At 47.7% G+C, this 12,501-nt stretch carries 16 protein-coding genes; 7 read left to right on the top strand and 9 right to left on the bottom strand.

Going from position 1 to position 12,501, the window contains the following annotated elements:
- Positions 1-57: 57 nt before the first annotated feature.
- Entirely contained in the window at positions 58-612 is a 555-nt protein-coding gene (locus tag FIT99_RS04370; protein ID WP_140003174.1) for a TetR/AcrR family transcriptional regulator, read from the top strand.
- 44 nt (positions 613-656) lie between these two features.
- Here the strand turns inward: FIT99_RS04370 and FIT99_RS04365 are convergent, their stop codons facing one another.
- Complete coding sequence (locus FIT99_RS04365; RefSeq protein WP_140003173.1) at positions 657-1,289, bottom strand: TetR/AcrR family transcriptional regulator; 633 nt, start codon at positions 1,287-1,289, stop codon at positions 657-659.
- Positions 1,290-1,425: 136 nt separating this feature from the next.
- On the opposite strand from FIT99_RS04365, the gene FIT99_RS04360 reads away from it, so the two are divergent.
- From FIT99_RS04360 to FIT99_RS04340, 5 genes are all read left to right on the top strand, one after another.
- A complete protein-coding gene (locus FIT99_RS04360) occupies positions 1,426-2,169 on the top strand; it encodes an SDR family oxidoreductase (protein WP_140003172.1) in 744 nt (247 codons plus the stop codon).
- A gap of 23 nt (positions 2,170-2,192) precedes the next feature.
- On the top strand, positions 2,193-2,411 hold the full coding sequence (locus FIT99_RS04355) for a DUF2798 domain-containing protein (RefSeq protein ID WP_223261281.1): 219 nt from the start codon (positions 2,193-2,195) through the stop codon (positions 2,409-2,411).
- Between the two features lie 121 nt (positions 2,412-2,532).
- Positions 2,533-2,868, top strand: coding sequence for an ArsR/SmtB family transcription factor (locus FIT99_RS04350; protein ID WP_140003170.1), 336 nt, complete (start codon positions 2,533-2,535; stop codon positions 2,866-2,868).
- A gap of 19 nt (positions 2,869-2,887) precedes the next feature.
- The gene (gene arsB, locus FIT99_RS04345; RefSeq protein ID WP_140004639.1) at positions 2,888-3,907 is read left to right on the top strand and encodes an ACR3 family arsenite efflux transporter; all 1,020 of its coding nucleotides are present in this window, start codon (positions 2,888-2,890) and stop codon (positions 3,905-3,907) included.
- Position 3,908: 1 nt separating this feature from the next.
- The gene (locus FIT99_RS04340; protein ID WP_140003169.1) at positions 3,909-4,385 is read left to right on the top strand and encodes an arsenate reductase ArsC; all 477 of its coding nucleotides are present in this window, start codon (positions 3,909-3,911) and stop codon (positions 4,383-4,385) included.
- Positions 4,386-4,397: 12 nt separating this feature from the next.
- Here the strand turns inward: FIT99_RS04340 and infA are convergent, their stop codons facing one another.
- The 3 genes from infA to FIT99_RS04325 form a co-directional block, all read right to left on the bottom strand.
- Complete coding sequence (gene infA, locus FIT99_RS04335) at positions 4,398-4,634, bottom strand: translation initiation factor IF-1 (RefSeq protein ID WP_018985695.1); 237 nt, start codon at positions 4,632-4,634, stop codon at positions 4,398-4,400.
- An 85-nt stretch (positions 4,635-4,719) separates the two neighbouring features.
- Positions 4,720-4,926: a cold-shock protein gene (locus FIT99_RS04330; RefSeq protein ID WP_018985697.1), complete on the bottom strand. Its 207-nt coding sequence runs from the start codon at positions 4,924-4,926 to the stop codon at positions 4,720-4,722.
- A 250-nt stretch (positions 4,927-5,176) separates the two neighbouring features.
- Positions 5,177-6,085, bottom strand: coding sequence for a LysR family transcriptional regulator (locus FIT99_RS04325; RefSeq protein WP_140003168.1), 909 nt, complete (start codon positions 6,083-6,085; stop codon positions 5,177-5,179).
- A gap of 120 nt (positions 6,086-6,205) precedes the next feature.
- Between FIT99_RS04325 and FIT99_RS04320 the strand changes: the two genes are divergently transcribed.
- On the top strand, positions 6,206-6,460 hold the full coding sequence (locus tag FIT99_RS04320) for a DUF2798 domain-containing protein (RefSeq protein WP_140003167.1): 255 nt from the start codon (positions 6,206-6,208) through the stop codon (positions 6,458-6,460).
- Between the two features lie 55 nt (positions 6,461-6,515).
- Here FIT99_RS04320 and FIT99_RS04315 read toward each other — a convergent pair whose 3' ends face one another.
- The 5 genes from FIT99_RS04315 to nuoL form a co-directional block, all read right to left on the bottom strand.
- Entirely contained in the window at positions 6,516-7,049 is a 534-nt protein-coding gene (locus FIT99_RS04315) for a phosphatase PAP2 family protein (protein WP_140003166.1), read from the bottom strand.
- Positions 7,050-7,158: 109 nt separating this feature from the next.
- Positions 7,159-7,440, bottom strand: coding sequence for a DUF2818 family protein (locus FIT99_RS04310; protein ID WP_140003165.1), 282 nt, complete (start codon positions 7,438-7,440; stop codon positions 7,159-7,161).
- A gap of 5 nt (positions 7,441-7,445) precedes the next feature.
- Entirely contained in the window at positions 7,446-8,891 is a 1,446-nt protein-coding gene (nuoN, locus tag FIT99_RS04305) for an NADH-quinone oxidoreductase subunit NuoN (protein WP_140003164.1), read from the bottom strand.
- Positions 8,892-8,907: 16 nt separating this feature from the next.
- Entirely contained in the window at positions 8,908-10,416 is a 1,509-nt protein-coding gene (locus FIT99_RS04300; RefSeq protein WP_140003163.1) for an NADH-quinone oxidoreductase subunit M, read from the bottom strand.
- Positions 10,416-12,497 carry an NADH-quinone oxidoreductase subunit L gene (nuoL, locus tag FIT99_RS04295; protein WP_140003162.1) on the bottom strand — a complete coding sequence of 694 codons (2,082 nt, stop codon included), beginning with the start codon at positions 12,495-12,497 and terminating at the stop codon, positions 10,416-10,418. Before nuoL ends, FIT99_RS04300 begins: the two co-directional genes overlap by 1 nt.
- Positions 12,498-12,501: the final 4 nt, after the last annotated feature.

Raw genomic sequence — 12,501 nt, 5'->3', positions numbered from 1 at the left:
AGGCTAAACAAGCGAAAGATCGGGAACCCTAATCACAGGGACAAAAGGATAAAAGAGATGAACATGCGAGAGAAAATACTGAATATTGCCAGCAGTCTGTTTGACAGCAGAGGCATACAAGCCTCTGGGGTCGACACCATCATCCTCGAAGCGGGAGTCGCTAAAGCGACACTGTATAAACACTTTCCAAGCAAAAATCAGCTGATTACCGCTTATCTGCGCGACAAGTCGGATAAATTTTATGCATGGTTGAATGCGCAGCTCAGTTCAAAAAAAGCGGAATCATTAGAACTACTGTTATTGCTGTGTGAGCTAATGGAGCAGTGGATCAGCCAGCCAGAGTTTCGCGGTCTGCCGTTTCATATTGCCGCGGTGGAGTTTCCAGAGGCCGAGCATCCCATCAACCAGTATTCTGTGGTGTTGTCAGCAGAGTTACAAGGGTATTTATGTCAGATTGCACGACATGCCGGCGCAAAAGACCCAGAGGCCCTCGGCCAGCAGCTGACTATCCTGTTTGAAGGTGCAGCCCTGGTTGAGCGCTTAACACCAAATACCGGTGCAGCGAACCGAGCTAAACTCGCCGCCATGACCCTAGTGCGTCACGCCATTTAATTCGGAGCGCATAGACCCCAGTGCAGAAAAAGCCACTCGCACCACTACACATTTAAGGATTGCGGTTGCAAGGATTGAGACACGAGTTGCGTCGCCATCTCAGCGACATGCATTAACGCAATCTGGGTTGCACCGCTGATCGCTTGTACCACCATTCCCTGATGCACCGTCATCACCAGCTTGGCAAGCACTACGGAATCTACAAGACTATTTTGTTGTGCCGACATTAAAGTACCTAGACGTTGCGCAAGTGTCTGCTCTAAGCCGTCACGGTATCCACCTAACAATGCTTTGACTTCACGGCTTTCATCACTGCAGGCCAATGCGCCATGCGTTACAAGGCAACCTGCCGGGTGTGACGGATCGGCTAACATGGTGGCCGCATTGGTCAGTATGGATTGAACAACGTCTAGCGCATTCGCCTGCGCCAGCGACGTCGCAAAGAAACTGGCAGGGCCCTGCACATAGCATTCGACAGCTTTCTTAAACAACGCCTCTTTACTGCCATATGCCGCATAGATACTGGCTTTGTTCATTTGCATGACCGACATCAACGTCGCCATGGAGGTGCCTTCATAGCCATACTGCCAAAACGCAACCATCGCCTGATGCAATGCGGTGTCATAATCAAACGCCGCCGGTCTACCCCGTTTTTTTGAGATTATTTCGATATTCATTATCAATCTGCCTACCTATATTTTTAATTATTATACCACTTGGTAAAAAATATGTTGACACCGCAATAACGATTCATTTAGTATTTGTTTACCGACTGGTATTTAATTAAAACACCCTCTCTTATTAGGAGTTCACATGAGTGCTTCACCACAACGTATTGCTTTGATTACAGGCGCAAACCGAGGCATCGGTTTCGAGACCGCCAAAAAATTAGGCGAACAAGGCATCAAAGTCATCATTGGCGCCAGAGACGCGCACAAAGGAGAGCAAGCTGTTAGCGAACTCAAGGCCTTAAACATTGATGCCGAGTATCTGCACTATGATGCTACGCTTACAAACTCACCACAAGCAGTGGCCTCTGCATTATCTGCCCGTTTTGGCCACCTGGATATCTTAGTCAACAATGCAGGTATTCTTGAAGAAGACTTGATCGGACAGAACAATAGTTTGACCATTGGTCAAGACATACTCAAAAGTACCTTTGAGGCAAATTTTTTTGCCGTGGTCGCCTTAACGCAGGCATTGATACCGTTATTGGAGCGTGCGCCTCACGGACGCATCGTTAATTTAACCAGTATTCTCGCCTCACAGACCTTACACAGCACCCCTAACTCCCCGATTGAAGCCGCAAAAGGACTCGCTTACAACGCCTCAAAAAGCGCATTGAATATGTTCACCATTCACTTGGCACACGCCTTAAAAGACACCGCTATCAAAGTCAATTCAGCGCACCCTGGCTGGGTCAAAACAGCGTTGGGCGGCCCGCACGCACCGATGGAGATCAGTGATAGCTGGAAAACATCCGTCCGACTGGCCACGTTAGATGCGCAGGGCCCCAGCGGCGGTTATTTTCACGAAGATCAGTCCTTACCATGGTAAATCCGCCTGATCAGCGAAGCGCCATGAAACACAGAGTGGTGTTTGCTGCGCTCATGTCACTGGTCACCGTGAACATTGTCAGCGTCACCATCCTGCTCGCGCATCGGGTACCCACATCACAGCTGTTTGAAAAATGGTTAAGTAGCGTCAGCATCGCTTGGCCGATTGTATTGATGAGCATCCTGTTATTCGCGCCCATCCTGCTCCGCTTGACCGCATGGATAGTTAAGCAGACGTCTTGAGCAAAAGCGCGCTATCTCGATAGTGCGCTTATTTTTCTTCTGTTTTATCCCAAAATAGACCTAGCTTGAATAAAAGGTGCGGCCTCTTGATATATTTCTATATTTATGGAAATATAGACAGATGAACCCATCTCAAGCTGTGATTATTTTAGCCGCCCTCGCCCAAGAAGCTAGGCTGGCTATTTTTAGATGTCTGGTACAAGCTGGCCAAGCAGGCCTCTCTGCCGGCAATATTTCGCAAGCGCTGCATATCCCTAATAGCACGCTCTCCTTTCACCTCAAGGAGCTGAGTCACGCGGGCTTAGTCAGCGCCAGACAAGAAAGTCGCTATATCTATTATTCCGCGAACTATCAAAGTATGAATGCACTGCTGACCTACCTGACTGAAAATTGTTGTGCCGGACAAACGAGCTGTTGCCCGCCACATCCCTGCAACCCAGCTCAAGAAAGTGAATGACATGTCCGCTGCTAAACAAATGGGTCAATTTGAACGCCACCTAAGTTGGTGGGTGATGGGATGCATCCTCATAGGCATATTGCTTGGAAAATCCGCCCCCACGTTTTTTCAATGGATTGGCGAATTAAAACTAGCGGCAGTCAACCTGCCGTTAGCCGTACTGATATGGTTAATGATAATTCCCATGCTGATTAAGGTCGATTTCAGCGCCATGCGTGAGGTATTTGGGCATGCCAAGGGGATTGCAGTGACATTGGTGATTAACTGGCTGGTAAAGCCATTTACCATGGCATTGTTAGCTTGGATATTTATTCGCCACCTGTTCTCGCCACTGCTACCTGCAGCGCAGATTGACAGCTACATTGCAGGGCTCATTTTACTTGCCGCGGCCCCTTGTACCGCTATGGTATTTGTCTGGAGTCATTTATGTGAAGGCGAGCCCAGATTCACCTTATCTCAAGTCGCACTCAATGACACCATCATGTTATTTGCTTTTGCGCCTATCGTCGCCTTGTTACTAGGGCTATCCAGCCTAAGTGTGCCATGGCAGACTTTATGGGTCTCAGTGCTATTGTATATCGTCGTACCGGTGATCATCAGCCAGTGTTTACGGCGTTGGCTTCTTGCACAAGGTGCGCAAGCGTTTGCCTCAGCACAAAAAACAATCCAACCGTTTTCGATGGCTGCCCTGCTACTCACCTTGATTTTATTGTTTGCGTTTCAAGGCGAGCAGGTGCTGAAACAGCCCATGATTATTGCTTTGCTTGCCGTACCCATTCTCATACAAGTGTATTTCAACGCGCTGCTCGCCTACTGGCTGAACAAACAAATCAAAGTTGCGCACTGCGTGGCCGGCCCCTCTGCCCTCATTGGTGCCTCAAACTTCTTTGAACTGGCCGTGGCGACTGCAATTGCATTATTTGGATTTAACTCAGGAGCCGCACTGGCAACCGTTGTTGGTGTATTGATTGAAGTGCCAGTCATGCTCACCATCGTCACACTGGTCAATCGTTCTAAACATTGGTATGAAAGCGAATAACATGCAAATTCTTTTCTTGTGTACGGGAAACTCCTGTCGCTCCATCATTGCAGAAGCCACCTTTAATCACTTGGCCCCTGCGCATATGCACGCGATGAGCGCGGGCAGTCAGCCAACGGGTGAAATCCACCCGAAATCCATTGCTCTATTACAAGCCAAAGGCATTTCAACCGAGGGTTATTACAGCAAATCTTGGGCAAATTTGCCGCAAACACCAGACATTGTGATTACTGTATGTAGTCATGCCGCAGGCGAAACCTGCCCAGCCTACTTAGGAAACGTCATGAGAGCGCACTGGGGCGTAGAGGATCCAGCAAAAGTCAGTGGAAGTGAAGAGGAGATTCAGGCGAGCTTTGAACAAGCGTATCGCGTGCTCAGCGCACGCATCGCAGCATTCTTAGCATTGGATCTCGCAGTGCTTAATGACCGCGTGGTCTTGCAAAGCAAGTTGCAAGCCATAGGTCAGATAATGTCTTAAGCGACGATAACGTTAAAACGGCTTGCGCGGTTCTAAATGACGGAAAATGATGCGGCCTTTGTCCATGTCGTAGGGCGACATCTCGATGGTGATTTTATCACCTGCCAGAATGCGGATTTTATGTTTACGCATTTTGCCGCCAGTGTAAGCGATCAATTCATGACCATTGTCCAGCTTCACGCGATAGCGCGCGTCCGGCAGGATCTCAGTCACTGCACCTTGCATTTCAATTAACTCTTCTTTTGCCATTGAGCATCCTTTAACAATAAAAAAAGCCCGGATATCCGGGCTTTTTCCGGTAGGCTGCTTGCGCAGCCCAGCGGACAAACTTTAATTATTCAATGATTTGAATATTTGCAGCTTGCTTGCCTTTAGGGCCAGTAGCCACTTCAAAGCTCACGCGTTGGTTTTCTTTCAAAGTTTTGAAACCAGCTGATTGAATTGCTGAGAAATGCGCAAACAAATCTTCACCGCCGTTGTCCGGAGTAATGAAGCCAAAACCTTTAGAATCGTTGAACCACTTAACTGAACCTGTCACCATAATAAATCCTTGGATAAATAATAAAAAAAGGGCGTATACCCATAAGTACGAGGATCAAGATGGCGAGAAGTAACGATAGAACCAAAAGATAGAACCGGAGAACAACAACACTACTTGAACTTCGTGAGGGTGAACTATGCACGCAATATTGAATATTAGCAACAAGTATTTGATGAAAAATGCACAATAATCAGCCTAAGACCGGGATATTAGTCAAAAAAATAGCCGATTAAGCAAAATGCACCTTGAATCACCACGTACTTGGCATCACTTCGACCAGATAATCCATAAAAGCACGCACCTTGTTAGTCATGGCGTGTCGATCGCGGTAACAAGCGTAAAAAGATAAAGGTAAGCCAACAGACGGTGTTTCTCCCTGCTCAAATAATGCAATGAGGGCGCCACTTTTGATGTCTTCACTGGCCACAAACGCAGCCAATCTTGCGATACCTGCCCCTTCTACCGCAAGCCGATGCAGCGAATCGATATCGTTACAAACAATGCTGGGGGTGAGCTCAGGCTCATAATAGATACCATCACGTTGAAACCCCCAGCTTAGCAATCGACCATCGACAGGCACACGAAACATCAGACAATCATGTTGTGACAATGCCTCTGGACTCACAGGCACCCCTTTTCTGTGCAGGTATGCGGGCGAAGCACAAAATAACACCGGCACAGTGGCAATCTTTCGCGCAATGAGGCCAGGTTCAAGTTGCTGATTAAAACGGATACTGATGTCTATATCCTCGCTGACATGATCAAGGCTATGATCAGACAGCACCAACTCTAACGATACTTTCGGGAACTGACGCGTAAATGTGGGGACGAGTGGCATTAACACATGCCGACCAAAAGCCACAGATGCGCCGATGCGCAAACGGCCTTGTGGTTGCCCTTGAAACTCAGTAATGACCGATTGCGCTCTGCTCAGCGCAGCCATCATCGGTTCTACCTCGCGGTAATACAGCGTACCACTTTCTGTCATGGCTAGCTTTCGCGTTGTTCTCACCAATAATCGCACGCCCAATGACTTTTCTAAGCGCTGAATATTCTGGCTAGCCGCCGCTGCAGTGATCCCTTGTAAACGGGCACCGGCTGCAATACTCCCAGCCTGAACCGCTTTAACGAAACTCTCAATACTCCTTAAGCTGTCCATTTTCTATCGACTCAATTGGCTTATTCGATAGTTTAACTTTATAGTCATTCAACATTCAAGTGTCTACTCCGTTAAGAATGATGGCGCTATAGTAGCCACATCAAAATAGAGGAGACAAAGATGAACATCCGTTATTATCAAGTGCGCAAACTGCCTAAACAGTTCACGCCTTATGTATTTGCGTTTTTAATGGCCGGGATCATGGCATTTTTAATGTCCATGGTGATTGTGGCAGCAAACACAGGCGTGCATTCAGGCTATTTGTGGCGTGTATTGCATGCTTATACTTTGGCGATGCCAATCGCGTTTATTTGTGTACTGATGGTAAGGCCGATTGTGATGTTTTTAGTCAGCCTGTTGGTTGATGGGCACTAAGCGCAAAGCAAGGAGAGCACAATCGCTTAAACGTGGGTAACATCCGCAGATCGGATCAAAATAGCGGTGTATAGATAGCCACTAGCAAATAGCCAATCGCCGCGCCGGCCAACACATCGCTCGGATAATGCAAGCCCAGCACGACACGCGAGATTCCTACCAACACAACAAACGGATATACCAATGGAAACAACTGCGGATAATGCTGCACAGCGACCATGCCAAACGCCACCGCATGCAAAGTGTGCCCTGAAGGAAAGCTAAAGTAATCGAGCGGTGTGCCACTTAACAGCACATCTTGACGTACTTGGAATGGTCTTGGACGACTGGTACGATGTTTCAGCCATTTATAAACCAGCGTGCCACTCAGCCCGACTGTGAGCATCTGCAAACACACATACCAACCGGCCGTGCCTTGCGTGAGGGCGATCATTAGCATCAGCAAATACCAGAACATGCCATCGCCCATCCGTGAGATGGCACGAAAGAAATGCCTAATCAGGCGATATTGCCCAGTATGGCTAACCTTCACGCATAGCCGGCTGTCCACTGACTGCACCCAACCGATGGTTTGTTGTAGTTTTTGCATCTGAAGCCCTTTCCGAGGTTAACCCCGACACTGCTCTTAGATGAAGCAGAGTTTGACTTTGATACTTGAAACTAGCGTGAAGGATTGATGAAATTAATGTGACGTGAGGTTATTTCCACAAAACGCGGTAAATGAAACCCGGAAAAGACAGCACAAGAAATACACACAGATTAATACTGTAAAATTCCCAGCCCTGCGGCCAAACCTGCCCCATGACTAAGCGCTCAACCAAAGAGGCAATCGCCAAGGTAATCAAATAACTGGGGACCAACACAGCGAAACGTTGCCACAATTGTCTGATGGTGCCAACCATACCCAGCCATTTATCTGAAACCCAGCCCAGGTTTGCCATAAAAAACATCAACAGCAGAAAAATCAGCTTCGCGGCCATGATGGTTACTGCAAACTAATTAACAAACTATGGCCACAAACACTGAGGAGCACCTCGGGGAATAACCCCAGCCCTAACAAGGCCAGCGAATGCACACTGAGAACAAACCGCATATCGATAGGGGCAGTGAGTGGTGTATTGTCCTCTGGCGCATCAAAATACATTTTACGAACAATATTAAGGTAATAAAACGCACCCACGGTAGCCATCAATACCGCTAATACCACCTGCCAAGTGAAGCCAGCCTGCCAGGCTGCCTGCAAAACGGTAAATTTGGCATAAAAACCAATGGTAGGCGGAATCCCAGCCATGCTGAACATAATGATCAGCATTAAAAATGCAAACCATGGATGACGCTGATTAAGGCCTTTTAGATCATCAATCTCTTCAGCTTCAAATCCCTGACGGCTGAGTAATAAAATAATTCCAAAGCCGGCAATCGACATGAGCACATAGGCGCTAATATAAAAAAAGCTTGAGGCGAAGCCATTTGCATTGGCGCTCATCATGCCAAACATGATAAAACCCACATGCGAAATGGTGGAATATGCCAGCATGCGTTTCAGATTGGTTTGTACAATCGCACTGAAGTTACCGATGATGATGGAAAGCACGGCCATTAATACCAGCATATCCTGCCAATCCAAGGCCAAGGGATGCAGCCCCTGCACCAGCAATCTTACAGTCATCGCATAGGCTGCCAGTTTCGGCACCGTACCAATGAGTAAAGTCATAGGCGTGGGCGCACCTTGATACACATCTGGCACCCACATTTGGAAAGGCACTGCGCCGAATTTAAAAGCAAGCCCTGCGACGACAAACACTAAGCCCAAGATCAACACCGGGCTTTTGGTTTGTTGGGCGATACCATTGGCAATATCACTCACATCGAGACTACCTGTCATGCCGTAGAGCATACTCATGCCATATAACAACATGCCAGAGGCCAGCGCACCGAGTACAAAATACTTCATTGCTGCTTCAGAGGCTCTCGGATTATCACGATCAAAAGCAACCAAAGAATATAAGCACAATGAAAGTAGCTCGAGGCCGATGTAAATGGTCAGCATATTGTGACCCGAAACCATGATCATCATTCCCAGCAGACCAAACAAGACCATGGCGTAAAACTCACCACGATATAACTGGCGATCCTGCAAATACTTGCGTGTGTAGACCAGAATCAGTGAAGTCCCCAGATACATCATCATCTTGATGACATCAGACAGTGTGTCGTCGATGAACATATGCGAAAAAGCAAAGCCGACCGCGGGGGTGTGCGTCTTAAAGGTAAAAAAGGCAGCCGCGAGTAAGGTGAACTGACTCAATCCGTAAATGATGAAGCGGTTTTGTGGCAGGATAAATAAATCCAGCAACAAAATAAACATGGCCATGCCCAACACCACCATCTCCGGCAACAGGGCGAGCAAATCGTATTGCATATTATCCATTTTCTAACATCCTGCCTTAATAGCCTGTGACCGGCAATTTTGAGATTGCCATATGTTTCAGGAATTCCGCGCTTGTGGCCTGCATGACCTCTGTCAGTGGCTGCGGATATACCCCGAAACCGATAACCAACACTGCCAGTATGGCGAGGATTAAAAATTCACGCTTATTGAGGTCACTGAGTTCCGCCACATGATGATTCGCCACGTCTCCAAAGAACACTCGTTTGGTCATCCACAACGTATAAGCTGCGCCGAAGATCAAGGTGGTGGCCGCAAAGAACGCCACCCAGAAGTTGAATTTGACCGCAGCCAATATCACCATAAATTCACCGACGAAACCTGATGTACCAGGTAATCCACTGTTGGCCATAGCAAACAGGACTGCGAAAGCTGCAAACACCGGCATTTTATTGACGACACCGCCGTAGGCAGAAATTTCGCGGCTATGCACGCGGTCGTACAATACTCCGACACTCAGAAACATCGCCGAAGAGATAAAGCCGTGCGAGATCATTTGTACCACAGCGCCCTCGAGCGCCAATTGGCTAAACATAAAAAAGCCCAAAGTGACAAAGCCCATGTGTGAGATGGATGAATAGGCAATCAGCTTTTTCATATCTTTTTGTACTAACGCCACCAGTGCAATGTAGACCACTGCGATCAGCGATAGGGTAATCATCGCGGTGGTAAAGTAATGCGCTGCATCGGGTGCGATTGGCATGGCAAAACGTAAGAAACTATAACCACCCAGCTTGAGCGCAATCGCCGCCAATACCACCGATCCGCCTGTTGGCGCTTCAACGTGTGCATCAGGTAACCACGTGTGTACCGGCCACATAGGGATCTTTACCGCAAAAGCCATAAAAAACGCGATGAAGATATAGATCTGAGCTTGCATGCTCAGCGGCAGTAGGTAGTAGTCCGCCAATTCAAAGCTGCCAGTTTGGTGATAGAGGTAAATAAATGCCACCAGCATCAACAGCGAACCTAGCAAGGTATACAAGAAAAATTTAATCGTCGCGTAAACGCGGTTTGGCCCGCCCCAAATACCGATAACCAAGAACATCGGAATCAGCATGGCCTCCCAAAACACGTAGTAGAGCAAGGCATCCAGCGCAGTAAATACGCCGATCATGATGCCGCTCATGATCAGAAAGGCCGCCATGTATTGCGCCACGTGCTTGGTAATCACTTCCCACCCAGCCAACACCACAATGACAGTGGTGAAACTCGTCAACAGCACCAGCGGCATCGAAAAACCATCAATACCTAAGTGATAGTGCATATTGAAGGCCGGTACCCAAGGTAATAACTCTTCAAACTGGAAAAATCCATCTTGTGTATCAAACAAGGTGTATAGCGGGAGTGTCACCAAAAAACTGACCAAACTGCCGGCTAAAGCCAACCATCGTGTCAACGTGGCCTTATGGTCACCTCCCAGCAACAATACCAGCACGCCGGAGATGACCGGTAGCCAGATGGCCAGACTTAACCAGGAAATACTTGTGAGGTCGGCTTGCATCATTAGTTTATTTTGATAAAGAAAGTCATAAGGAGGAATACGCCGATGATCATGGCGAAAGCGTAATGATAAATGAGTCCAGACTGCAGATTGCGGATTTTAGCGGCAATTTTGCCCATGGTATTGGCGGTGCCATTCACCATGGCGCCATCAATCAAGGTAATGTCACCGTATTTCCATAACCAGTTACCCAGAAAACGTGAACCGCCAGCAAAGAACTTTTCATTGAAAGTATCAAAACCGTATTTGTTCTCAAGAATATTGTAAATCACCATGCAACGAGTCTTGATCGCTGCTGGAATATCTGGCCGTTTCATATAGAAGAACCAAGACAGCAGGACGCCCGATGCAGCAAGGAAAAATGGCAAGCTGGTAAAACCATGGATGGCCATGCCAGCCGGGCTATGCATGAGCTCGTGGTAATGATGAGCAAGGTGGGACATTGCAGGGTGGGCCTGCGGATTCACAAAAATCACGTTTTTGAAGAAATCACCGTATAACATCGGCTCTAAAGCAAGGTAACCAATGACTAATGATGGGATCGCCAGCAACACCAACGGCAAGGTGACCACCCAGCCAGGTTCATGCGGATTGTCATTAGGACCGAGGCCATGATGAAGGTCGTGATCATGATTGTCTGCGTGCGCATCGTCATGCCCATTATCCGCGTGACCAGCATCTACATGGGTAGCATGCGCGTGGTCATCGTGTTTGGCCTGACGCCATTTTTCTTCACCATGAAACACCAGAAAATAGAGCCGGAAAGAATAAAACGCTGTCACGAATACACCCACAATAACCGCAAAGTAAGCAAAGCCACTACCAGGAATATGCGACAGCTCAACTGCCTCGATGATGCTGTCCTTGGAATAGAAGCCCGCAAAAAACGGCGTGCCTATCAATGCTAATGAGCCAATTAACGAAGTAATCCAGGTAATCGGCAAGTATTTTTTTAGATTGCCCATATTGCGAATGTCTTGATCATGGTGCATACCCATGATCACAGAGCCAGCACCTAGGAATAACAGGGCTTTAAAGAATGCATGCGTCATCAGGTGAAAAATAGCCACAGAATAGGCTGATGCACCCAGCGCCACGGTCATATAACCGAGTTGTGATAGGGTCGAGTAAGCCACCACACGCTTGATGTCGTTTTGAATAATACCTAAAAAGCCCATGAATAGTGCGGTAATCGCACCAATCACCATCACTGTGGATAAAGCAGTGGTCGATAACTCATACAGGGGTGACATGCGGGCCACCATGAAGATACCAGCTGTAACCATCGTTGCAGCGTGAATCAGGGCAGAAATAGGCGTTGGGCCTTCCATAGAATCCGGTAACCACACATGCAGTGGCACTTGCGCAGACTTACCCATTGCACCAATAAAAAGTAATAAGCAAGTGACGGTCATCAGTGACCACTGGCTATGCCCCCACAAGTTAATTTGCGTGGCGGCTAAACTTGGCGCGCGCTCGAACACGGTCGCGTAATCCAGACTGCCAAAGTAATAAAGAACCATGCCAATGCCAAGCAAGAAACCAAAGTCACCTACACGGTTGACCAAAAAAGCTTTCAAGTTGGCATAGATCGCCGTTGGTCGAGTAAACCAAAAACCAATCAATAAATAGGACACTAGGCCGACAGCCTCCCAGCCAAAGAACAACTGCATAAAGTTGTTGCTCATGACCAACATCAGCATGGAGAAAGTGAACAGGGAAATATAGCTAAAGAAACGCGCATAGCCAGGGTCTTCGGCCATATACCCAATGGTGTAAATGTGCACCATGAGTGAGACAAATGTCACCACTACCATCATCATGGCGCTGAGGTTATCGATCAAGAAACCCACTTCAAAGTGTATGTCACCCGAATCCAGCCAAGTGTAAACGGCCTCGTTTAGGGTAAAACCGTTAAGGGTCTGATTAAAGATATAGGTGGATAATGCAAATGCAGCACCCACACCCAGAATGGTGATGACGTGACCCGCCCAGCGCGGAAGCATATTTCTAAAAAGACCGACCAGCGCAGCTGCAAACAACGGCAGCAAGGGAATCAATATCAAGATTTGTTTTATTGTCATTCTA

Source organism: Methylophilus medardicus, assembly GCF_006363955.1.
GTDB lineage: Bacteria > Pseudomonadota > Gammaproteobacteria > Burkholderiales > Methylophilaceae > Methylophilus > Methylophilus medardensis.
This window is presented reverse-complemented; position numbering and strand designations above follow the sequence as displayed.